At 52.4% G+C, this 22,064-nt stretch carries 21 protein-coding genes, 1 pseudogene and 1 riboswitch; of the genes and pseudogenes, 3 read left to right on the top strand and 19 right to left on the bottom strand.

The features are described 5' to 3' along the window. Positions 1–110 precede the first annotated feature (110 nt). From PSTEL_RS08720 to thrS, 12 genes and pseudogenes are all read right to left on the bottom strand, one after another. The gene (locus tag PSTEL_RS08720; protein ID WP_038694685.1) at positions 111–875 is read right to left on the bottom strand and encodes a VOC family protein; all 765 of its coding nucleotides are present in this window, start codon (positions 873–875) and stop codon (positions 111–113) included. Continuing rightward, positions 875–1,690, bottom strand: a complete 816-nt coding sequence (gene proC, locus PSTEL_RS08715) for a pyrroline-5-carboxylate reductase (RefSeq protein WP_342666559.1) — start codon at positions 1,688–1,690, stop codon at positions 875–877. Before proC ends, PSTEL_RS08720 begins: the two co-directional genes overlap by 1 nt. Positions 1,691–1,699: 9 nt before the next feature. Then, a complete protein-coding gene (locus tag PSTEL_RS08710; protein WP_038694684.1) occupies positions 1,700–2,533 on the bottom strand; it encodes a MetQ/NlpA family ABC transporter substrate-binding protein in 834 nt (277 codons plus the stop codon). Then, entirely contained in the window at positions 2,530–3,564 is a 1,035-nt protein-coding gene (locus PSTEL_RS08705; protein ID WP_038694683.1) for a uroporphyrinogen decarboxylase family protein, read from the bottom strand. Before PSTEL_RS08705 ends, PSTEL_RS08710 begins: the two co-directional genes overlap by 4 nt. Before the next feature lie 28 nt (positions 3,565–3,592). Further along, a complete protein-coding gene (locus PSTEL_RS08700) occupies positions 3,593–4,252 on the bottom strand; it encodes a methionine ABC transporter permease (RefSeq protein ID WP_038694682.1) in 660 nt (219 codons plus the stop codon). Then, entirely contained in the window at positions 4,227–5,270 is a 1,044-nt protein-coding gene (locus PSTEL_RS08695) for a methionine ABC transporter ATP-binding protein (protein ID WP_038694681.1), read from the bottom strand. Before PSTEL_RS08695 ends, PSTEL_RS08700 begins: the two co-directional genes overlap by 26 nt. Beyond that, the gene (locus PSTEL_RS08690) at positions 5,267–6,436 is read right to left on the bottom strand and encodes an amidohydrolase (protein WP_218917577.1); all 1,170 of its coding nucleotides are present in this window, start codon (positions 6,434–6,436) and stop codon (positions 5,267–5,269) included. Before PSTEL_RS08690 ends, PSTEL_RS08695 begins: the two co-directional genes overlap by 4 nt. 17 nt (positions 6,437–6,453) lie before the next feature. Next, positions 6,454–7,668 (bottom strand): trans-sulfuration enzyme family protein, encoded by a 1,215-nt coding sequence (locus tag PSTEL_RS08685; RefSeq protein WP_038694680.1) that lies wholly within the window; start codon positions 7,666–7,668, stop codon positions 6,454–6,456. Between the two features lies 1 nt (position 7,669). Next, the gene (locus tag PSTEL_RS08680; RefSeq protein ID WP_245625113.1) at positions 7,670–8,356 is read right to left on the bottom strand and encodes a GntR family transcriptional regulator; all 687 of its coding nucleotides are present in this window, start codon (positions 8,354–8,356) and stop codon (positions 7,670–7,672) included. A 487-nt stretch (positions 8,357–8,843) separates the two neighbouring features. Beyond that, positions 8,844–8,978 carry a hypothetical protein gene (locus PSTEL_RS28695; RefSeq protein WP_262416516.1) on the bottom strand — a complete coding sequence of 45 codons (135 nt, stop codon included), beginning with the start codon at positions 8,976–8,978 and terminating at the stop codon, positions 8,844–8,846. A gap of 113 nt (positions 8,979–9,091) precedes the next feature. Next, a pseudogene (locus tag PSTEL_RS28380) lies at positions 9,092–9,550 on the bottom strand (3D domain-containing protein); the annotation flags it as partial. 665 nt (positions 9,551–10,215) lie between these two features. Further along, positions 10,216–12,156, bottom strand: a complete 1,941-nt coding sequence (gene thrS / locus PSTEL_RS08670) for a threonine--tRNA ligase (protein ID WP_038694679.1) — start codon at positions 12,154–12,156, stop codon at positions 10,216–10,218. Between the two features lie 252 nt (positions 12,157–12,408). Between thrS and PSTEL_RS27545 the strand changes: the two genes are divergently transcribed. After that, complete coding sequence (locus PSTEL_RS27545) at positions 12,409–12,567, top strand: hypothetical protein (protein WP_156995828.1); 159 nt, start codon at positions 12,409–12,411, stop codon at positions 12,565–12,567. A gap of 65 nt (positions 12,568–12,632) precedes the next feature. Here PSTEL_RS27545 and PSTEL_RS26850 read toward each other — a convergent pair whose 3' ends face one another. Further along, a complete protein-coding gene (locus tag PSTEL_RS26850) occupies positions 12,633–12,809 on the bottom strand; it encodes a type II toxin-antitoxin system antitoxin (protein ID WP_038694678.1) in 177 nt (58 codons plus the stop codon). Between the two features lie 12 nt (positions 12,810–12,821). Beyond that, the gene (locus PSTEL_RS08660) at positions 12,822–13,664 is read right to left on the bottom strand and encodes an SPFH domain-containing protein (RefSeq protein ID WP_038694676.1); all 843 of its coding nucleotides are present in this window, start codon (positions 13,662–13,664) and stop codon (positions 12,822–12,824) included. 172 nt (positions 13,665–13,836) lie between these two features. On the opposite strand from PSTEL_RS08660, the gene PSTEL_RS08655 reads away from it, so the two are divergent. Next, the gene (locus tag PSTEL_RS08655; protein ID WP_038694674.1) at positions 13,837–14,016 is read left to right on the top strand and encodes a transcriptional regulator; all 180 of its coding nucleotides are present in this window, start codon (positions 13,837–13,839) and stop codon (positions 14,014–14,016) included. A 107-nt stretch (positions 14,017–14,123) separates the two neighbouring features. On the opposite strand, the gene mqnC is transcribed toward PSTEL_RS08655, so the two are convergent. The 3 genes from mqnC to metA form a co-directional block, all read right to left on the bottom strand. Next, entirely contained in the window at positions 14,124–15,260 is a 1,137-nt protein-coding gene (gene mqnC, locus PSTEL_RS08650; protein ID WP_038694673.1) for a cyclic dehypoxanthinyl futalosine synthase, read from the bottom strand. Between the two features lie 360 nt (positions 15,261–15,620). Beyond that, positions 15,621–16,808: an aminotransferase class I/II-fold pyridoxal phosphate-dependent enzyme gene (locus PSTEL_RS08645; protein ID WP_038694672.1), complete on the bottom strand. Its 1,188-nt coding sequence runs from the start codon at positions 16,806–16,808 to the stop codon at positions 15,621–15,623. Between the two features lie 118 nt (positions 16,809–16,926). Continuing rightward, a complete protein-coding gene (gene metA / locus PSTEL_RS08640) occupies positions 16,927–17,844 on the bottom strand; it encodes a homoserine O-acetyltransferase MetA (protein WP_038694671.1) in 918 nt (305 codons plus the stop codon). Positions 17,845–17,938: 94 nt separating this feature from the next. Beyond that, positions 17,939–18,069, bottom strand: a riboswitch (SAM riboswitch). A gap of 414 nt (positions 18,070–18,483) precedes the next feature. Here metA and corA point away from each other — a divergent pair. Next, positions 18,484–19,419 (top strand): magnesium/cobalt transporter CorA, encoded by a 936-nt coding sequence (corA, locus tag PSTEL_RS08635; RefSeq protein ID WP_038694670.1) that lies wholly within the window; start codon positions 18,484–18,486, stop codon positions 19,417–19,419. A gap of 232 nt (positions 19,420–19,651) precedes the next feature. On the opposite strand, the gene PSTEL_RS08630 is transcribed toward corA, so the two are convergent. Together PSTEL_RS08630 and PSTEL_RS08625 are read right to left on the bottom strand one after the other, a co-directional pair. Further along, positions 19,652–20,695: an HRDC domain-containing protein gene (locus tag PSTEL_RS08630; protein ID WP_052098292.1), complete on the bottom strand. Its 1,044-nt coding sequence runs from the start codon at positions 20,693–20,695 to the stop codon at positions 19,652–19,654. A gap of 238 nt (positions 20,696–20,933) precedes the next feature. Beyond that, complete coding sequence (locus PSTEL_RS08625; protein WP_038694668.1) at positions 20,934–21,815, bottom strand: ROK family protein; 882 nt, start codon at positions 21,813–21,815, stop codon at positions 20,934–20,936. Positions 21,816–22,064 lie beyond the last annotated feature (249 nt).

The following is a 22,064-nucleotide window of genomic DNA, read 5'->3' as shown; positions in this document are numbered from 1 at the left end:
CGTTATTAGGTGTGAGATCCTGCGATAGAACATCTTGTGAGAAGCAAAAAATGGCGAGTGCAAGGGAGCTACCCCTGCATCGCCACTTCCTGTTGTCGATCTATTGCCCATTATGCGAAAACATATTCTCCTTCACCAATCCGAATGGACTTGCCTTTCAGCCGGGCAGCATCACTTTCAAAAATCACCTGTTTGAACTGGTTCTCGTCCCCTTGCACGAAGTCAAAAAACTTGTCGCCAATCTGAAGGCTGACGGATTTGTCTACAGGCTCCAGGGCGGTCAGGCCAAACAAGCTTCCCCAGTGCCCGGCAGCAGCTGCCGGATCGGACACATGGAAGACTGCTCTTTTCATTTCGGCGTTTCCGGCCGGATGGGGCTGAATAACACCGGAGGCCGTTAAGCGTTCCAATCGTTCATCATCCGAACCTTTCCATTGAATAACGAACGGATAGACCAGTCCTCCAAAATCACCGTCAATCGTCATCATTCGCCACTCGATTAATCTGCCTTTGTTGTCCAGACGCTTGCCGTCCATTATAGGAGACAGGCTCAAGCCCGCCGCTTCCAAAGAAGCGGCCATTTCTTCAATGTCATCGGTCCGGATAACGACTCTGCTCAGAACCTCATGCTCGGGCAATGTGCCGACCGCATCTTTCACCACACGGTTATGCTCCGTCGCCTTTGCCAATTCTAGATTCTCGATGCCCAGAAACTCGATATAGGTCAAGCCAAAGTAGCTTAAGGAATTATGAGTTCCCCAATCCGTATGCGAGCCTCCCCTGAAGGCAATCAAACCATGCTCTCTGAAGATTTCAACCGGCTGGTCCAGATCGTTGACATAATGAACAAGATGATCCCATTTTTTGCTTGCCATTATTTCGCCCCTAACTCCGTTGTCCGCTTAACGGCTGCCAGAACACTTCTCTGCAGGCCGGCAGCGAAATCGCTGTTGTTCAGTTCATACAGGCCGTTAATGCCTACACCGCCGGGTGAGTTGTTGATATCAAGCAGTTGTCTTGGATGTAGTCCGGTGTGCTTCAGCATGGCAACAGCTCCAACGCAGTTTTCCAATGCAACGTTCCACGCCAGTTCCCGCGGCAATCCGGCGAGCACACCGGCATCCGCAAGTGACTCAATGAAGTAATAGATGTAATTCGGTCCAGCCACGCCAAATCCGGTGAAGATGTCAATCAAGGCCTCGTCCAGATATTGAACTTTGCCGAATCCGCCTAGGAAGCCGTCTACCTGCTCCCGATTGGCGTTCGCATTCAGCGCTACCCCGCTGTAGCCGTAACCCGTGTCGGTCAACGTATTGGGAATGACCCGGGCAATTGGACGCTCAGCTCCAAAGAAGCCGGCCAGCTTCTCGATCGTTACACCCGCCACAATCGACACGATTGCGGCGGCGGATGCAGCGGATTTCTGTACAGCTTGTCCCAATGCAGCCAGATTGTCCTGCGGCCGGACCGCAATCACAATCAAGTCTGCCTCAGCCAGAAATTTCTCCTGGGAGCTGTCCGTATTCACTCCATAAGTCTTGTCAAGAAACTGAAGGCGCGCCTCATTGATATCCGTTACGCTAATTCGATCCGCAGATATCGTCTGATTGGATACAATAGCGCGGATGATGGCCTCGGCCATTTGTCCGCCGCCAATAAAGTGAATCCGTTCCTCGATCAACTCAGCCACTTCCTTACTTTAATTGTTGTTCCAAGCCTCAGGCAGAATGAATCCGTCGTACTTTTCGATACCCTTGATGTATTCTTCAAACTCCGGCGACTCGTAAGCTGCTTTCAGGTCTTTGGCCCATTGCGTGTTCTCATCTTTCTTATTGATGGATACGATGATTCTGTGCTGCATTGGCGTATTTTCGATTTTCAGCGCGTCCGTAATCTTTTTACCGGCATTTGCAATGTAATTACCGTTAACGACTCCATAATCAACGTCTTCCAGCGATACGAGGATTTGGGCAGGGTCCAGAATTTTAATATCAATGTTGTACTTGTCCGGCTCCATGCTATTGATGTTAAAGTCCTCTACACCTGCACCCTCTTTAATCTTAACCCAACCAAGTTCTTCCAGAATCCGAAGTGCGCGTTCCTGGTTGACCGGATCATTAGGAACAGCAACGGTAGTGCCGTCTTTAACATCATCGAGTGTGGTGTGCTTCACAGAGTACAGACCTTGCGGCGCTCCCGGCACATAGGCGATTCCAACCATGTCCGCGCCAATTTCTTTATTGATCGCCTCCATGTACGCCGTGCTCTGGAAGATGCTTGCATCAATCGAGCCTTCCTTCATGGCCGGGTTGACCTGCATGTTCTGGGAGAAGGTTTTAATATTAACCTTGTAGCCCTTCTTCTCCAGAATCGGCAGAATCGATTGGCGGAACTGCTCTTCATATGTGCCGACGCCAAATCCAACGGTAATCTCTTTCTTCTCTTCCGTCGCGGCCCCTGAATTTGAGTCTTTACCGCAAGCCGACAACAATGCTACAACCCCGACTAACATAATGAGCAACAACTTTTTCATACTTTTGTCCCCTTTTCTGATACGGATTTTTTCAACTGCAAGAGCGCCTCATCGGTTACGTTAAGCGGGATCGCGCAGTTGGGAGCGAGAATAAAAGGCTGGTCCTTCATCAGTTGCAAGGCTTCCTCGGCCTGCTGCTGAATTTGAGAAATGTCATTTCCCGCAAAAAGAGCATGGTCGACGCCGCCTACCTTGGTTGCGGTCAGAGCCGCATCCAGATCCGGATTTCCTTCGGCTTTCGTGTCCCAACTGATCCCGTCTATCCGGTAATCGTTAAATTTTTCAGGCTGGGAATAAGCTCCGCAAGTATGCAGAACATTTTTCCCGTAGCTCGCAGCTTCAAGTACAATGGAATCATAAGGTCTGGAAAATTCATTAAACATCGCTTCGTCGAACAATCCCGGATGGGCTGTGCCTGTCACCGCGTAGAACAGTCCGTCTGATCCCGCTTGCTTCAGCTCTTGCACATAATCGGCCAAGGTTAATGAAATGGCATGCAGCGCGTGATGCGCCGCCGCTCTGTGCTCCGTGAACACGGATTCCAGAGTGACCGGATGATCAATGCCGAACACCGTTTTGGTCACATACGCGGATCGGCCTACAATAAACAGCAGAACGGTTAATGGTGAAAACACGGTTTGAATTAATGGAGTATCCGGCAGCCCCTGGCGAATCTTCCGCACCGCATCCAGCTGCTCCAATAATGGCGCTGAATCCGCAGCTTTTTTCACATCAAGGTCCCAAAGATTGGCAGCGGCTGGAACAGCGGTTGTCTCCTGTCTGGGAAATACCGTCTGGTAGTCCTTAAAGTCATACTTGTTGCCCCAGGCTTCAGCCAGATACGTTGCTCTCGGGTTGATTTTGACCCAATCCCAATCATATTTTTTGGTAAATGAAATCGTTATCTCCGCCAGATCTTCCGCATTCTGTTCTTTGTCGATGAAATGGCGCCAGCCGCTGACAATCGGACGATCCGCTCTTTCACCGGATAAAATAGCATGAAACCGATCTTGTTTGCTCCATTCACTCACTTGTCATTCTCCTCCCCTAGGTTAATCTCTAATAGCGGCGAATCTTTCTCGCCAATGTGTTGCCAAATGACTGAATGCCCTGGACGAAAATAATCAGGATAATTACGGTGGCAACGACAACAACTGTGTCAAACCGCTGGTATCCATATACGATCGCCAAGTCTCCGACTCCGCCGCCGCCAACCGTTCCAGCCATCGCAGTCGCACCGATCAAACCGATGGTTGCAGTCGTCAAGGACAGAATTAGCGATCCTACGGCCTCGGGTAATAAAAAATACCGGATGACCTGAAACGGTGTTGCCCCCATCGACTCTGCCGCTTCGAGAATTCCCGGGTTTACTTCAAGCAAGGAATTCTCTACCAGCCGCCCGATGTAAGGTGCGATGTAAATAATAAGCGGCACAATCGCTGCGTTCGTCCCAATTGAAGTCTGCACAATGAACCGGGTGAACGGAATAATGGCGACGAGCAATATGATAAATGGCAGGGAGCGGACAATGTTAATCACGGGATTGATTACGGCGTACAGGATTTTGTTCTCCAGCACCCCGCCCGGACGGGTAACAACAAGCAGGATCCCGATAGGTATTCCAATTAACGATCCCACGAACAAGGACATCCCCACCATATACAGGGTATCCACGATCGCTTGCATGAACTGATCAGTTGAAACTGTAGTTGACATCATGCTTCTCCACCTCCTCCACACCGACTCCACTGTTTTTCAGGAAGAACAGAGCCTTGTCCACCTCGGTTGTCTCCCCTTTAACCTGAATAATTACTTTGCCGAGCGTCGTCTCTTCAATCTCGGTCATGTTGGCAAACAGAATATTGACCTCGACATCATAGGAACGAATCAATTTATACAAGATGGGCTCCGAAGCGGCTTGTCCGATAAATTCCAGCTTGTAAATGCCGCTGCCCGGTTCTCTTTTGATTGTTTTTTGCACACTGTCCGTGATGCTGTTCTGAATGACGGTTTTCACAAAATTTTGGGTGGTCAGATGCTTGGGATGTCCAAATACCTCCAGAACACTTCCCTGCTCGATAATCCGTCCTTGCTCCATGACCGCCACCTTGTTGCAAATCTCTTGAATGACCGACATTTCATGGGTGATGATCATGATGGTGATGTTGTATTCGGCATTGATTTTTTTCAACAATTGTAAAATGGAACGCGTCGTCTGCGGGTCCAGCGCGGAAGTCGCTTCATCGCACAGGAGAATGGAAGGGTTCGAGGCTAGCGCTCTGGCAATCCCGACACGCTGCTTCTGTCCGCCTGACAGTTCACTTGGATAGCTGCCCGCCTTGTCGGCCAATCCTACAAAATCCAGCAGCTCCATAACACGCTTGCGGATTTCGTCCTTGCTCTTCTTCGTCAAAACAAGGGGAATGGCCACATTATCAAATACTTTCTTCGATTCAAGCAGGTTGAAATGCTGAAAGATCATCCCGATGTTCTTTTTGGCGGCACGCAATTCTTTAACGCTGTACTCGCCTAAATCATGGCCATCCACGAAAACCTTGCCTTTCGTCGGTTTCTCCAAGTAATTGACGAGACGGATCAATGTGCTCTTTCCTGCACCGCTATAGCCGATAACCCCGAATATATCGCCTTTTTCCACTCTTAGATTAATTTCTTTTAAAGCTTCATTCGAAATCCCTTTGCGGGTATAGGTCTTATGAACATCCTTTAATTCAATCATCGTAATTCCTCCTTCAGCCTCACCAACGCCTGCTCCGCCAACAAAGCGAAATATTGGGCAGCCGGCAACAATGCTTTCTCGTCGACATCAAAACGTGGATGATGAAGCGCATAAGCAGGACCGGTTCCGATATTTACAAAAGCGCCCGGGATCTTCTGCAAGTACAAGGAGAAATCCTCACCTCCCATTTGCGGAGGGATATCATACACCTCATAACCTGCCTGCTGTGCAATCTCTTTAGTAAAATCAGCCCAGTATCCGTCATTTATCGTTGCCGGCGGCCCCGGATACCAATGCAGTTTCGCCTCTGCTCCGGCTGCTGCGGCAATTCCTTCTATAATGCGAGTCATTTTATCCGGAATGATCCGGCGAACCTCTTCATTATGAGTTCGAACGGTGCCCTCCAGCTCAACGATCTCCGGCAGCACATTCCAGGTGAACCCTCCATTGATTCGGGTTACGCTTAGAACAACCGGCTCCCCGGCACTGGTCTGGCGGCTTACAATAGTTTGAAGCGAAGTGATGATTTGTGCCGCCGTTACGATGGCATCCACACCATTCTCCGGTGTTGCAGCATGAGCGCCGGTCCCTTGTACTGTAATCTCAAACCGGTCGACCCCTGCCGTTAAAGCGCCGGTTCTCGTTCCAAATGATCTTGTGGGCAAGTCCGGAGAGTTATGGAGGCCAAATATGGCTGCTACACCATCAAGCCCCCCTGATTCCAGGACACTTTCAGCCCCGTGTCCGGTCTCTTCCGCCGGCTGAAACAGCACTCTGACCGTTCCGGGCAGCTCGGCTTCACGATTTTTCAGCAGGTAGGCGGCACCTAAGATCGTTGCCGTGTGAAAGTCATGACCGCAAGCATGCATTTTCCCTGGAACCTTTGAAGCAAAAGGCAATCCCGTCTGTTCTTCAATCGGAAGGGCGTCGATATCACAGCGTATGGCAACGATCGGCCCCTCCCCGCCTCCGATTTCTGCAATGAGTCCTGTCTTCAAAGGGAGGTCCAGTACACGGATATCGGCATCTGTCAGCCATTTCCGGAGCTTCTCTGTCGTTCTAAACTCTTCATAAGATAATTCAGGCTCAAGATGCAGATTTCGGCGAACCTCAATCAATTGATTGCCTAAAGCTTGTTCAATTTGATCCGGCTGTCTGCTAGACACGGCCTTCCCCCCTCTTTTTATTTCGTTATGATTTGGGTTTCGGAATCGGAGAACAGAGCGGACAAAGCCTGATCGAAATCCCGAATAATATCATCAGCATCCTCTAGTCCTACCGAAATGCGGATTAATCCATCCGTTATCCCGAATTTCAACCGCTCTTCTTGTGGAATTGATGCATGAGTCATCGAAGCCGGATGCTGAACCAGAGTTTCCGGATCTCCCAGGCTGAATGAAATCATCGCCAGTCTCAGCGAGTTGATTAATTTTTTCCCTTCAACTAATCCGCCTTTCACTTCGAAAGAAACAATCCCGCCCATCCCCTTCATTTGCTTTTGCGCCAGTTCATATTGAGGATGCGACGCCAAGCCTGGATAAAAGACTTTGTCGATGAAAGGATGGGACTCGAGGTATTCGGCAATTTTCTGGGCATTGCTGCAATGTCTCTCCACCCGCAGGGCCATAGTCTTCATTCCTCTTAATATCAAGAATGCGTCCCATGCATTTAAATTTTGCCCCAGATCGCCCATCAGCTTCTTTCTCATAAATTGGATGATGTCTTTTTGGCCTACTACAAATCCCGCCAGGACATCTCCGTGACCATTAATATATTTAGTGGCGCTATGTACCACAACGTCGGCCCCGAGCTCCAAAGGCTTCTGCAAGCAGGGACTCATGAAGGTGTTATCGACAATAACGGGGAGCTGATAGGCTTTGCAGGCTTTCGAGATTGCTTCGATATCCAGAACGGTCAACCTCGGATTAGAGGGAGTCTCCAAATAGACAGCCTTCGTATTCGGCTTGATTTTCTCAAGCATTGATTCCGGGTCCGTACAATCGACAAAATCAAACTCTATACCGAACCTGGGCGCCAGCGAGGTCAGGAAACTGTAGGTTCCTCCATACACATCCTTGGTCACCAGAACATGATCGCCTTGCTTCAAGAAACCGAGAAGCGCAATGGAGATGGCCGCCATTCCGCTGGATACGCCCAACGCATCTTCTCCGCCTTCCAGAGCGGCTATCTTCTTCTCCAACGTGCGGGAAGTAGGGTTTCCGTATCTGCCGTAATAGACGCCTTCTTCCTCGCCGGATACTACTGCCGCCGCTGTTTCTGTATCAGGGAACGCATAAGCTACCGCAGGTACGATGCTTTGAGAGATGGCGCCTGTGTGGGGATCAGGAAACTGGTTCTCATGAATAATCTTCGTGTCCAAACTCCATTCTGTCTCCATATCAAACCCCATCCTCTCTGTGTGCCTGAATGCCTTCTATTCTCTCCAATGCTGCGGATAGGCTGCTCAATATATGATCCTGCATCGCTTTCTCAGCTCCGTCTTCGTCTCTGGCGGCTATCTTCTGCAGGATAAGGTTATGTTCTTCATCCGCCTGCTGGTTCCAATCGCCATGCAAGGATACGAACCGGCAATAACGAAGCGCATGGTCTCTTAGTTGATTCAAGATTTTCACAAAGGTCTTAAGCTCGCTTATTTCCGATAAATAATCATGGAATTCAAAGCCATAGGAGACAAAATCCTGGCTCTTGCCCGACTGAAAGGACATCTTCAGATTGCCGATCATAGCCGTTAACTTTTCAATATCTTGCTCAGTGGCATTTTTGGCGGCATTCTTGGCAATATAACCTTCCAGCATGCTGCGAATAAGAAAGATCTCTTTAACCTCTTCCGTTGTCACCGACGCCACTCTCAGTCTTCCGTTCGGAAGCCGGACAAGAAAATCCTCATTCTCCAACCGTTGTATGGCCTCTCTTAGAGGGGTGCGGCTTACTCCAAGCAATTCTGCCAGGTTCTCTTCCTGTACAGCTTCGCCGGGCTTTAGCTCGATATTAATAATTCTCTCTTTCAGGGCTAAGTAAGTATTATCCTTGGATAACCTGCGTGTTCGCATGACAGAACTGTTCATATACCCATCTCCTAGTCAAAAATCTGCTTGTTCCGGCACTAAAAGTATAATTGTATATTTGTATACAATTATTAAATTAGCTTATCCCGAACATTTTCTCAGCTTACGACTATAACCGAACCCTCACATCTGCCCAGCTCATCTCGTAGGGTTAGCCTAATAATACATACAGAAATCGACTCTGTCCATATATCTATGTCACTTTTAATAACATTTTAAAATAAAAATTTCGGATATGACGGGTTAATGATGAATAATTCACTAGTTCGCGTTATGTTATGTAACACATAGTTAACTTCAGATATTCTGCTGTTTGATAATAAACTGCTTGTTCGTGCTTTGCTATGTATATTAAACCATATCACTCGGAATAGTGCAATTTAAAATTAAAAAAAACGGAGCTATCCCGGAGGTTCATCTTTATGACCTCTTGGGATAGCCCCGCTTTTAGCCGTTCTGGACGGCTTGGTTTAATCTTAGAAATACGTTAAGCCTGCGGTTTTTGAGCCGGCTTGGCGATGCCTGTTTGCTTGGAAGCCACTTCATTCTCAGCGGCAAACTCGGCATTAAATTTTTCGTTCGGTGTCTTATAGTTATCCTGAACCTTCGGTTTTTTAGCCACGGTTAGTCACCTCCCTTGCTCTCACCCTCTGCGCCTCGCGCACAGGGGAGTGATCAGAGGCTGTCTGCTGTGCCCCAGTTCGTATTATGTCAAGGTCGGCTGCAATTTATGCGTCAAATGATTTCCTCAAGCATTTCCTGCGAGACGGTGTCATATGCCTGTATGGCTTGGCTGATGCTGTTCAGCATCGCTTCCGTGCATTTACCCTTGCCCCGCTTGATCAATTGAACCTCGACCGATTTCTTGCCCCATTCCCGGTAGACCTGCCGGGTCGTCTTGAAATACAAATCGATCTTGTGTCCCTTGATCGCCGAACCGGTATCGGCAACGACCGCATACCCGTAGCCCGGCACATATAAAATGCTGCCCATCGGCAGAACCTTCGGATCTGCGGCGATGGTGGATACGGCGTTCTTGTCCCTCCGGACTTTGACGCCGGAATAGGTGATCCCGTACTGCGGGTGATTCGGCCGCTTGCCGGTCGACTCATAGCCGGCGGTGTACCCTGTGGCCGTCACTTTCATCGTGCGGATAATCTGCTCCGGCTCCGGCGCGGCAACAGGTATCGAAATTTGCTTGGATGCCGGTTTGGACGCCGTTTTAGGCACGGTCTCGGATGCCGGCTTGACCGGTTTGGCTGATTTTGCTGATTTGGCCGAAGCCGAAGACGATGTTGAAGAAGAAGCCGTCTTCGGCGGCTTGGTATTGCCCGCTCCGGCTGTCGCGGAAGCCGGCCGGGATGCGCCTGCACCGCCGGTCCATGTGGCCGGATCGGTGGAACGGACGGCCACGGAAGCCGCCCGAAGCGGTGCCGTACCGTAAGCCACGACCTTCTCTTCGGACTGGTGTTCAAACACAGTGGCCCGGACTAACTGGACATTCCCTGTCGCCCGGACCGGTATTTCCACAGCCCGCTTCACGGCAGGCACTTGCTGTACCGGAATCGGCGATATATGCGTAGCTACGCTTGCTTCCGCCAACCCGCCGGGAACCGATGCTTCCCTCTTCCCGTTCTCCGGCTTCGTAAACAGAATGATCAACGCTGCCATAAATAGAATGGTTACTGCAACACACCAAGACCTCTGCCATTTGCCCATTTCGTTCGTCATGTTAACCTCCCCCTTATTAGCGAAGGTTTCCCGTTTTCCGAAATTTTATACATCCGGCGGATCGCCCGCCGGATGCGGCATATGACAGAGGTCTTATGGATGAATTACCGGTTGCTGCCGGGAACTCTTTAGAAAATGGCTTTCGAGGAGACTTCCTGAACCAGGCTGCCGATCACTTCGTCCAGCGGCTTGGCTCCGAGGTCGCCCTCTCCCCGCTTGCGGACGGAGACGGAAGCCGAGTTCATTTCGTTCTCGCCGACAATGAACATGTACGGCAGCTTCTCCAGCTGGGCCTCACGGATCTTGTAGCCGAGCTTCTCATTGCGCAGATCGGCTTCGGCGCGGAGGCCCTGCCGGGTCAGCTTGTCGACGACATCCTTGGCATAGTCGTCGAACGCGCTCGACACCGGAATGACCTTCACCTGCTGCGGCGACAGCCACAGCGGCAGGGAGCCTGCGAAGTTCTCCAGCAGGAATGCTACGAAGCGCTCCATAGTGCCGAGAATACCGCGGTGCAGTACAACCGGACGATGCTTCTGTCCGTCGTCTCCGACATATTCCAGCTCAAAGCGTTCCGGCAGCAGGAAGTCGATCTGTACGGTCGAGAGTGTCTCTTCCTTGCCAAGCGCAGTCTTGATCTGCACGTCGAGCTTCGGACCGTAGAACGCTGCTTCGCCTTCGGCTTCGTAGAACGGCAGTCCGGCTTCCTCGACAACCTCGCGGAGCATCCGCTGCGCGGTCTCCCACATTTCGTCGTTCTGGAAGTATTTCTCGGTGTCCTGAGGATCGCGATACGATAGGCGGAAGCGGTATTCATGAATGCCGAAGTCGCGGTACACCCGGTCGATCAGCTCCAGCACGCGGCTGAATTCGCTCTTGATCTGGTCCAGGCGGCAGAAGATATGTGAATCATTCAGCGTCATGGAGCGTACCCGGTGAAGGCCGGTCAAGGCTCCGGACATTTCATAGCGGTGCATGGTGCCAAGCTCCGCGATGCGGATCGGCAGATCCCGGTAGCTGTGCATGCTGCTCTTGTAGACCATCATATGATGCGGACAGTTCATCGGACGCAGCACGAATTCCTCGGTGTCGATTGTCATCTTCGGGAACATATCTTCCTGGTAATGATCCCAGTGGCCGGAGGTCTTGTACAGATCCACGTTGCCAAGAACCGGAGTGTATACATGCTGATAGCCAAGACTGGCTTCGATGTCAACGATATAGCGTTCCAGTATGCTGCGCAGCTTGGCGCCCTTCGGCAGCCAGATTGGCAGGCCCTGGCCGACGAGCTGGTTGAACGTGAAGATTTCAAGCTCCTTGCCGAGCTTGCGGTGGTCGCGCTTCTTCGCTTCCTCCAGCAGATGCAGGTACTCGTCCAGCTGTGCTTTCTTGATCCAGGCGGTTCCGTACACGCGCTGCAGCATCTTGTTCTTGCTGTCGCCGCGCCAGTACGCGCCGGCTACATTCATCAGCTTGAACACCTTGATTTTTCCAGTCGAAGGAACATGCGGCCCCCGGCACAGATCGAAGAATTCGCCCTGCTCGTAAATGGTGATGACGCTGTCCTCGGGCAGGTCCCGGATCAGTTCAAGCTTGTAGGGATCGCCAAGCTCGCCGAAGATGTCCAGCGCTTCCTGACGGCTGACTTCCTTGCGGATAATCGGCAAATTTTCGGAAATGATGCGTTCCATTTCCTTCTCGATCTTCTGGAGATCCTCCGGATTCAGCGGCTGCTCCAGGTCCATATCATAATAAAATCCGTCTTCAATCGTCGGGCCGACGCCCAGCTTCACTTCTTTGGCCCCGTACAGGCGCTTGACGGCCTGTGCCATCAGGTGGGCTGTGCTGTGACGCATAACCTCCAGGCCTTCAGGGGAATCCAGCGTTACGATTTCAACAAGATCTCCTTCATTCAGCTTGGCCGCCAGATCGACGATTACACCGTTCAATTTGCCTGCGGCTGCGTTCTTTCTCAGCCCGCTGCTGATGGAAGCCGCCACATCGTCGATGCTGCTGCCTTCCGCGTACTCACGAACCGATCCGTCCGGTAACTTGATGCTTACTGCCATTTGTTTCTTCCTCCTTGGGTTGATGGTACCTGTCTGTAGCGGCGCTCGCTGCCGCCGGAAGGTTCTGCGGAACGGACAATATCCACGCAACAAAAAACACCCGTCCCGCCAGAGGGACGAGTGTTGATCACCCGTGGTTCCACCCAAATTCAACTCTGTCTCCTCTTAGGGAAACAGAATCCTTGTTCAGCATGGGATAACGGCCATGAGCCGGCGGTTCTTACTGGTTCCCGGCATGCTGCGCTCCGCTTCTTGACGGAGACTGCCTGGAAGGTTCATAACCGCAGCTACAAAGGGGTAAAGCGAAAGCCGGATACCGGAGGGAATTACAGCCGGACGTTCCCTCTCTCTGGACGGACCGAGAAATCGATTCATGTCTTTGTCAACGCTGCTCGCGTGAATAATGTGTAATTATAAGCCGGGCAGCTTCTTCCGTCAAGTCAACTTTCATTTTTTCCGCTGCGAGTGCTTTGCGGCTAGTCGTCACTGTCCCGTGACATACGGCCAGGCAAGCGTCCGGCGCGTTTCAGACTCTCTCGGAGCAAATATTCGATGTGTCCGTTCACGCTCCTGAACTCCTCTCCCGCCCAACGCTCCAGCGCCTCGTACAGCGCGGGATCGATCCGCAGCGGAAAATTCTTCTTGGCCGCCATTGGAGGACCGCCTTAGTACAGCGAGCCCGCGTTGATCACCGGGCTTGCTCCGCGCTCAGATACGATCGCGACCATCAGATTGTTGATCATAGCTGCCTTCCGTTCTTCGTCAAGCTCGACGACGCCGCTCTCTTTCAACTGCTTGATCGCCATATCGACCATGCCCACAGCTCCCTCCACAATAATCTGGCGCGCGGAGAGAATGGCGCTGGCCTGCTGACGCTGAAGCATCGTGCTCGCAATTTCAGTCGAATAGGCAAGATGAGTCAGACGCGCTTCAAGAACCTCAACCCCGGAGATGGTCAGCCGTTCCTGCAGCTCCGTTGCCAGTTCCCCGGCAATCTCCTCCGCATTGGCGCGCAGAGACATGCCCGCTCCGCTGAAGCCATCGTACGGATATTTACTCGCTACGTGGCGAAGCGCTGTTTCGCTCTGTATCTCGACGAACTGCATATACTTGTCAACATCGAACAGAGCCTTGGCGGAGTTTACCACCTTGAACACGACCACCGCAGCAATTTCAATCGGATTGCCCTCGACATCGTTCACCTTCAGCTTGACGCTGTTGAAGTTGCGCACACGCAAAGATACGGTCTTGCGGATGCTGAACGGAATAACCGCCCACAGGCCGCTTTTGGAAATCGTACCTACGTATTGGCCGAAGAACGTGACAACGACGGATTTGTTAGGCTGCACAACTGTTATGCTGGTCAACAGAATACTCGCAATCACAACCAGAATGACAGGCAGCGCCACGTATTCCTGAATGAACAAGTAGACCGCTCCCGCTGTACAGATGGCAATCAGGGTGATGACCCAGAAGCCGTTGATCGGATTAAGCTTTTTTTCTTTCATGAAAGGCACCTCCAAAATTGGATATGTATTTGATATATTTATGATATCACTTTTGGATATAGATGTAAATCTGTTCCCCGAAAAAAATCACTGCCGCCCATCCGCATTCCTTGTACCATTAAACCTATATGAAGCGTCGGCATAAGCCGATGTGTTGCGGGAGGTGAGCAGAATGAGCGTGAAGGAGCAGGTGTTGGAAACCATCAAATCGGCGGGCAAGCCGGTAAGCGCGGGCGAAGTGGAGAAGCTGTCGGGCCTTGACCGCAAGGAGATCGACAAGGCTTTTACCGAGTTGAAAAAGGACAAGGCGATCGTATCCCCCGTCCGCTGCAAATGGGAGGCAGCCGAGTAATCGCACAGCCCCTTGATCAGTCAATCCAGCTAGCCGTAAGCGGTGCTTTACGGCATATCAAACAGCCCGGACCGCTCAGGCCCGGGCTGTTATGCTGTTATCAATATTTAGTTCTGCATTACAAAGTCGCGTTCCACCTTGGCATCCTCACGGTCGAACACCTTCAGGATATCGTATTGCGTGTTGCGCTGAGCCGGAATTTTGCCAGCCTCGCGGATGATCTGCAGAATTTGCTCGATATTGACCTTATGCGTAGCTCCGGCGGAGGATACGACATTCTCCTCGATCATCGTACTGCCGAAGTCGTTGCAGCCGTACTGCAGGGACAGCTTGCCGACCTCCGGTCCCATCGTTACCCAGGACGACTGGAAGTTCTTGATGTTGTCCAGAACAAGCCGGCTGATCGCAACGGTCTTGAGATATTCCTCCGGCGTCTGCCGGGACAGCTTCAGATTCGTATTGTCCGGCTGGAACGTCCAGGAGATGAAGGCCAGGAAGCCCTCGGAGTTATAGTTGTTCCCGATGCACTCGTCCTGCGCGTCACGGACGCGCAGCAGATGCAGGGCCCGTTCCTCCATGCTCTCGCCAAGTCCGATCACCATCGTTGCCGTCGTATTCATGCCAATCCGGTGCGCCGTCTTCATGACGTCCATCCAGTCATGCCAGGAGCCCTTCAGACGGCTGATTTTGCGGCGGGTGCGGTCGTCCAGAATCTCTGCGCCCCCTCCCGGCAGCGAATCGAGGCCGGCGGCGTGAATCTGCCGCAGCGTCTCTTCGAGCGTCAAGCCCGACAATTCTTTCATCTTCATGATCTCTGCCGGCGAGAACGAGTGCATCGTAATCCCCGGGAAGCGCTGCTTGATGCCTTTCAACAGATCCGTATAATAGCTGAACGGCAAATTTGGGTTGGTGCCGCCCTGCATCAGAATCTCGGTTCCATTCACAGCAATCGTCTCACGGATCTTCTCGAAGATCGTTTCATCCGGAAGCACATAGCCCTCCTCGGAGCCCGGTCTGCGGTAAAATGCGCAGAAGCGACAGTACACATCGCAAATATTCGTATAGTTGATATTCCGTCCGATTACAAAGGTCGCCACCGGCTCCGGATGCCAGCGTTTCATGATTACATCCGCGGCGGCGCCCATCTTCTCGATTTCATTGCTCTCAAACAGTCTGACCGTATCTTCAAGCCCCAGGCGTTCGCCCTGCAGCGCTTTGTTCAGAATGGCGTCAATCGCGCTCATCATATCTCCTCCTTTTACAGCCCAAGCCTAAACTCCAGCCTTCCTAACTTTTAATAAAATTTGCATGACAACGAATATGTCCGTGGAATCATGGTAACATATCCGTCCCTGCTTGAAAAATATCTTTTTTTCGCGACCGCTTCTCTTTCAGCTGTAGAAACCAAGGATATACGCCTGACGGCTCCCTTATTGACGACATGCATTTACCGGAAAAATACGCCGGATTTAAGCGCAAAGCTTAGGCATTGTTAGGTTTACAAAAAAACAGAAGCGTCAAATCGACGCTTCTCTTCAGTCCTATTGGCGGTCAGCCGCCCCCCTCACACGATTCGTGATGGCAGACACTCAGCGGACCAGTAGTTAACCTTCGAGGCCGGCTGCGGTCTCGATCTCCGCCCGGGCCGCTTCCAGGGCCTGATCGAGGTCGGAGATCAGGTCGTCAACATGCTCGACGCCGACCGAAAAGCGCAGCAGACGGTCGTCGACGCCGACCGCGTCGCGGATTTCAGCCGGGATATCCGCATGCGTCTGGATAGCCGGGTACGTCATCAGCGACTCAACGCCGCCGAGGCTCTCCGCGAAGGCGATCAGCTTGATATGGCGCAGAATCGGCTCCACATAAGCGGCATTCTTGACCTTGAAGGAGAAAATGCCGGTGTTGCCGCTCGATTGGCGGCGCTGGATCTCATAACCGGGATGATCCGAAAGCCCGGGATGATACACCTCCGCGATCGCCGGATGCTCCTTCAGATGGCGGGCGATGGCCAGCGCATTGCTCTCATGCCGCTCCATCCGCAGCGCCAGCGTCTTCATGCCTCTCATCAGCTGGTAGCTGTCGCTCGGGGACAGCACTGCGCCGATGGAGTTGTGCAAGATCGCCATCTCCTGCGACAGCGCCTCTCCCTTCGTCACGATCAGGCCGGCCAGCACATCGTTGTGTCCGCCAAGATATTTGGTGGCGCTGTGGATAATGATATCGGCGCCAAGCTCAAGCGGCCGCTGGAAGTATGGGGTGAGCAGCGTGTTGTCCACAATCGTCAGCAGGCCGTGGGGCTTGGCCCATGTACAGACCGCTTCGATATCCGTAATCATCATCAGCGGATTCGTCGGCGTCTCGATGAAGACGGCTTTCGTGTTCTCCCTGCGCACCGCTTCCAGCGCTTCAAGATCATTGGTATCCACATACGAAGCAGTGACTCCGAACCTTGACATAATCCGCTCCAGCATCCGGTATGTACCTCCGTACAGATCAAGGGAGACGATGAGATGATCGCCCTGGCTGAAGTAGGCGAAGATCGTCTGCAGAGCGGCCATGCCGGAGCTGCAAGCAAAAGCAACGTCGCCGGATTCCAGCTCGGCGGCTGCACACTCAAGTACCGAGCGCGTAGGGTTCTTGGTCCGGATATAATCGAAGCCGGTGCTCTGTCCCAGGCGCGGATGCCGGAACGCTGTGGATTGGTAGATCGGATAATTCACTGCGCCGGTGGCCGGATCCTCCTGGGAGCCGATTTGGGCGAGCCTGCTTTCAATTCTGAGCTTGTCGTTCATGGTTATTTCCTCCCGAATGTTCATGCGGGTCAGGCATCCCGACGTCAAAGACCCTCAGCCTGTCTGCATATGATGGTTTAGGTTATTGCCTAATTGAAGCCATTGCCAATTGCGGTTGTCAGATCATCGGTCCGATGTCGTAGGGTGTCTCCTGGTAGACGTAGTAATTCAGCCAGTTGGAGAACAGCAGGTTCGCGTGGGCCCGCCATACCGCCGGCGGCGTCCGGTTTGGATCGTCATTTGGAAAATAATGCTTCGGCAGCGCTATCTCCATCCCCTTGGCGATGTCCCGCTCGTACTCCCCTTTAAGTGAGAAGGGGTCGTACTCGGAATGCCCCGTTACGAAGATCTGGCGGCCGTCGCGCGTGGCGACCAAGTAGATGCCGGCTTCGTCCGATTCCGCCAAAATCTGCAGATCCGGAGAGTTCTCGATATCCTCGCGGGAGATATCCGTATGCCGGGAATGCGGCACATGGAACAGCTCATCAAAGCCGCGCAGCAGCTTCGTATTCGGCGCCAATACATTATGCGGGAACACTCCGAAGCATTTGTCGGGAAGTCCGATTTTGCGAACTCCGAAATGATAGTACAATCCCGCCTGGGCCGCCCAACATATATGCATCGTCGAGGTTACGTTATCCTTGCTCCACTCGAAGATGCGCTGCAATTCCTCCCAGTAGTTCACGTCCTCGAATTCCATCTGCTCCACCGGCGCGCCGGTAATAATCAATCCGTCCAGACGGCGGTCTGCAATTTCATCGAACGTTTTGTAGAAGCTCTTCAGATGCTCGGCTGAGGTATTCTTCGAGGTGTGGGTGCTCGGGTGAAGCAGCGTCACATCGACTTGAAGAGGCGAGTTGCCTACCAGACGCAGCAGTTGGGTCTCTGTCGTCTCTTTCGTCGGCATCAGATTCAGTATGGCAATCCGAAGGGGGCGTATATCCTGGTGAAAGGCCTGGCTTTCATCCATGACGAATATATTTTCCCCGGATAAAATCTCTTTGGCTGGCAGGCTGTCCGGAATCTTGATAGGCACTCTAGGTCACTCCTTCATCATGTTGACAAAATTTACAAAATAAAAACCTTTCCCGCACAAACGAGAAAGGTCATATGTATACACCTATGATTCTCTCTCATCTGCCAGAGTCACGCATTCCAGACAATTGCTGCTGGATACGTCTCTGCAAGAATTAGCACCGTGCGTTTACCGCCGGTTGCCGGGTTTCATCGGGCCAGTCCCTCCACCTGCTCTTGATAAGATCGGTTCATATTCAGTTCAAATTCTTATTATTCAATATAAGTGATGAACCTTATCTCGTCAAGTCCATATACTGGTGTTGCGGCTTCGAATATAACAACAATTTTGCTTGAAAGAGCCTACCTCCGGCGTTATACTGAACAAGGGTTTTGAGCAGGACTGACAGGTATCGACTTATTCTGAGAATACAAGAGGTGAGATGAAGAATGGAAGGCGACCCGAGTAAGCGGCACAATGCCGATCAGGAACAACCGTACAGGAGTAACATCAGCTTGCCGGCGGCGGGAGCGCTTCTTCTTCATGCCTTCGGAATTTAAGCGGCCTCTTTGTGTGCAGAACTGCCGGCCAAGCTGATGTCTTCCTTGTGCTTTCTTAAGCATATCCCTGGGCAAGATAGGGAAAGAAGGAGTGAATCAGATGAAAATCCGGCTGGTCAACGCAGGCGTATTTACGCCTGTAGACGATATTGAAGCAACCCTTGCTCCGCCGGCGGAAGGATTCTACTGGATCGACGCCGATGTGGATGATCTGGGACTGTTGCAACCCTTGTTCAATCTGCATGATCTGGCCGTGGAGGACTGCCTCAGCGATGAGGAACAACGGCCCAAAATCGAAATTTATGAATCCCATTATTTTATTGTGGTGAACAGCATCCGTTTTGACGACGAGGAGATTTTCCTCCGGGCGTTGAATATTTTCCTGGGACGGCACTTTATCATTACCGTCACGAAGCAGAAAATCCACGAGCTGCGCGCCGTGAAGCCGATTCTGTGGGAACAGGAAGTCAGCGAGCCCGACCGTTTCCTCTACCTGCTCATCGACCTTGTCGTGGACAATTATTTCGCCGTCGGCGACCGGATCGAAGCGCGGATCGAGAAGCTGGAAGAGGATATCCTGATGCATACCAAGAAGAGTCATCTTAGCGAAATCATCGGTCTGCGAAGCGAAATTCTGTGGCTGAAGAAGATGCTCGGCCCGCAGAAGGAAGTCGTCAACACCCTGAACAAAAAAGATCTCCGCCTGATCGACGATCAGCTGCAGAAATATTTTAGCGACATCTACGAGAACGCCGTGAAAATCTCCGAAACATTTGAAACCTACCGCGATCTGATGGGCAACTTGCGCGAAGCCTATCAGTCCAGTATCGCCAACCGGGCGAATGAAATCATGCGGGTGTTCACGGCGATTACGACGATATTCATGCCCCTCACCGTCATAACCGGCATCTACGGGATGAACTTCGAGAACATCCCCGAGATCCATACGAAATACGGCTACTACGGCGTTATCGGCGTTATGGTTGCGCTGGGCTGCGGGATGCTCTATATATTCCGCAAAAAAGAATGGCTGTAGTCCAAATACACATCATCCATTAGGAGAACGGCTGGGCCTCCCGCATTTTTGCGGGAGGCTTTTTGTTCGGTTGGCAACTGCCTCAATGATGGCTGTAACCTCCATGTTGAGCGTGACTCCGTAATGGCAGCAGGCTCCATGTTGACCCAAGCACCGTAATGGCCGCGGCTTCAATGACAGCCTACACTTCAAATAGCCGCAGCTCACCTCGTATACCTTGGCCCTTGTCCGGTTATGCTGGACGCCCTTTATCTCCGCCGGCCTTAGCTCCGCCTTCATGACGGTGTGCATCGTTCTCCTGGCGGAAGCGGATCCGGAGCAGCCGAAGGCGTTCATAATACGGCTCAAGCCCTCCGGCCGGGGCGAACTGCTCCCCGTATACCTTGTGCAGAACTGGCTTCAGCAGCAGATCGCCAAGCTCCCGGTACGCTTCCCAAGCGTTCTTCTGATCTTCAGGCGCCATCTCCGAGAGCTCCCGGTCGATCAGCGGATCGACTCTGTACCCTTCCTTGTCAAGCTCCTCGACGGTTTCCAGAACTTCCCGGCGGGTGCAGGCCCCGCGCTCCTTAAGCTCTTCCATGCCGAGGCCGTCAGCCATGCCCTGCAAGATCAGCCTCCGCAGCCTTAAACGGTCAAGCTGCTTCCGATATTTAATCTCCTTCTGCTTGTACAGCCAGGATACGTAGGCCTGTTCTTCAATCTTTCCCGCCACCCAGCTCAACGGAAATTCATGGCTTCGTTCGGCTGCCGAGGTAATGCCCAGAATCTCCTCGCCGTACTGAGCCGCCTTCGCATCGCCCACGCCGGGAATCTGCAGCAGCTCTTCCATCGTTCGCGGAAGGTAAGCACTGAGCAGCCGCAGCAGCCGGTTGCTTGCCAGCAAATACGGAGCCTTCCGTTCCGCCGACGACTGCCGTCTTCTCCAGGTGCACAGCTCCTCATGCACCGTCTCATTTCCGTACAGCTCGCTGTAATACTGTAGCTTCAACTGCTCCTGATTCCGGGCCGTCGCGTGCTCTTCTTCGTGAAAAGCTCCGTCGATAAGCGCCCGGTAGCCTTCCGCCATCTTCACGGCGAGCTGGTGCCGGTACACGCCAAGCAGCTCATTCCATGAGCTGCCTTCAAACCAGAGGGAGTCGGCTTGGTCCTCGCCTGCGACAAACTCCCGCCACCCCAGACTCCAGATGCCCTCTTCCTCGCCAATCCATACCTGGGCGTGGCCTCCTGAGGCCTCGTCCGCCGCTTTATACAGCCGGTTCATAAATACGATTTGCATTGCATTCCCGCCTTTGCCAATAATTTAGGGTCACAGTATGCTCGCCAAAGCCGGAGCGAACACAGAAGCATCCGCCGCTTAAGGATAACTCGGAGCAGATTGCGTCCGAACGCAAAAAAGCGCCTCTCCCACGTAATTTCGTGAAAGAGGCGCTTCCTCTTTGGTTCCGCTATACTATTCATCCATACAATACCATATTTATCGGAACAGTCAATCCCTTTTACGCAAAGAATGAGTTCTATACTCCCGCGAGCGCCAGCTTCGCCAGTCCTACGGCCCCGGCGAGTCCCGCGTTGTCTCCAAGCTGCGGAGGAACAACATAGCTCTCGATATCAGCGGCGAGCGCGGCATGTGACACATAGCCGTTCAAGAGCTCCTGCAGCTTCGAACGGATCAGCGGGAACAGCTGGCTCTGCTTCATTACGCCCCCGCCCATCACAATCTTCTGCGGAGACAGGATCAGCACGTAGTTCATCAGCGCGTGGGCGAGATAATGAGCCTCCATCTCCCAGGCGGGATGCCCGGGCTCAAGCTCGGCCGCAGGCTTGCCCCAGCGCTTGCCGATCGCCGGTCCAGCCGCGAGTCCTTCCAGGCAGTCTCCGTGATAAGGACAGAAGCCCTCGTATCGATCCTCCGGATGACGGCGGACGAAGATATGTCCCATCTCCGGATGGGACAGGCCATGAATCAGACGGCCGCCAACGACAGCGCCTGCTCCGATCCCGGTGCCGACCGTAATATACAGGCAGCTATCGAGCTCTTGCGCAGCTCCCCAGGTATATTCGCCAAGCGCCGCGCCATTGACGTCAGTGTCAAAACCGATCGGCACGTTCAGCACCTCGGACACCGCGCCTACCAGATTAAATCCTCCCCAATGTGGCTTGGGAGTCGTCGTTACATAGCCGTAAGTCGGGCTTCCCTTAACCGGATCGATCGGCCCGAACGAGCCAATGCCAATCGCTTCAACCGGCTTGCCACTAAAATAATCAAACACCTGCTTCATTGTTTCCTCAGGGGTTGTAGTGGGAAAGCTTGCACGTTCAAGAATGGTCCCATCCTCCAAGCCCAAACCGTATACAAACTTCGTTCCCCCTGCTTCAATCGCGCCCAATACTTTCATTATCCGTGTCCCTCCTGATTCGGGCATACGCTTTCAAACCCGGTTAATCCCATTTCCCACTCCATTATACTAAGAGGCCAAGTGATATGACAAGCGGTTGACATACATTGTTTTGGAGACCGGAAATTGCCGAGAAGTCGATGGATTATGGTGTCCACCCTGGCGCATGGCGCCTATTAGTCTAATCGAAAAAAAGCGCACCACTGCGGGTTGTCCCGCGGCGGTGCGTTCTTGAACTTTCATCAGATA

It is taken from the genome of Paenibacillus stellifer, assembly GCF_000758685.1.
Taxonomy (GTDB): Bacteria; Bacillota; Bacilli; order Paenibacillales; family Paenibacillaceae; genus Paenibacillus_AQ; species Paenibacillus_AQ stellifer.
Note: the sequence above shows the minus strand (reverse complement) of the source record. Positions and strands in the feature narration are given on the sequence as shown.

Bases quoted from the DNA above. Each gene is read 5' to 3' on its own strand.
- PSTEL_RS08685 (WP_038694680.1), bottom strand. From the start codon at position 7,668: ATGGAGACAGAATGGAGTTTGGACACGAAGATTATTCATGAGAACCAG.
- PSTEL_RS08645 (WP_038694672.1), bottom strand. From the start codon at position 16,808: ATGAACGACAAGCTCAGAATTGAAAGCAGGCTCGCCCAAATCGGCTCC.
- PSTEL_RS26850 (WP_038694678.1), bottom strand. From the start codon at position 12,809: ATGGCGGCCAAGAAGAATTTTCCGCTGCGGATCGATCCCGCGCTGTAC.
- mqnC (WP_038694673.1), bottom strand. From the start codon at position 15,260: ATGAGCGCGATTGACGCCATTCTGAACAAAGCGCTGCAGGGCGAACGC.
- PSTEL_RS08700 (WP_038694682.1), bottom strand. From the start codon at position 4,252: ATGATGTCAACTACAGTTTCAACTGATCAGTTCATGCAAGCGATCGTG.
- PSTEL_RS08710 (WP_038694684.1), bottom strand. From the start codon at position 2,533: ATGAAAAAGTTGTTGCTCATTATGTTAGTCGGGGTTGTAGCATTGTTG.
- corA (WP_038694670.1), top strand. From the start codon at position 18,484: ATGAAAATCCGGCTGGTCAACGCAGGCGTATTTACGCCTGTAGACGAT.
- PSTEL_RS08660 (WP_038694676.1), bottom strand. From the start codon at position 13,664: ATGAAAGAAAAAAAGCTTAATCCGATCAACGGCTTCTGGGTCATCACC.
- PSTEL_RS08695 (WP_038694681.1), bottom strand. From the start codon at position 5,270: ATGATTGAATTAAAGGATGTTCATAAGACCTATACCCGCAAAGGGATT.
- PSTEL_RS08680 (WP_245625113.1), bottom strand. From the start codon at position 8,356: ATGAACAGTTCTGTCATGCGAACACGCAGGTTATCCAAGGATAATACT.
- PSTEL_RS08720 (WP_038694685.1), bottom strand. From the start codon at position 875: ATGGCAAGCAAAAAATGGGATCATCTTGTTCATTATGTCAACGATCTG.
- PSTEL_RS08630 (WP_052098292.1), bottom strand. From the start codon at position 20,695: ATGCAAATCGTATTTATGAACCGGCTGTATAAAGCGGCGGACGAGGCC.
- PSTEL_RS08655 (WP_038694674.1), top strand. From the start codon at position 13,837: ATGAGCGTGAAGGAGCAGGTGTTGGAAACCATCAAATCGGCGGGCAAG.
- PSTEL_RS08625 (WP_038694668.1), bottom strand. From the start codon at position 21,815: ATGAAAGTATTGGGCGCGATTGAAGCAGGGGGAACGAAGTTTGTATAC.
- thrS (WP_038694679.1), bottom strand. From the start codon at position 12,156: ATGGCAGTAAGCATCAAGTTACCGGACGGATCGGTTCGTGAGTACGCG.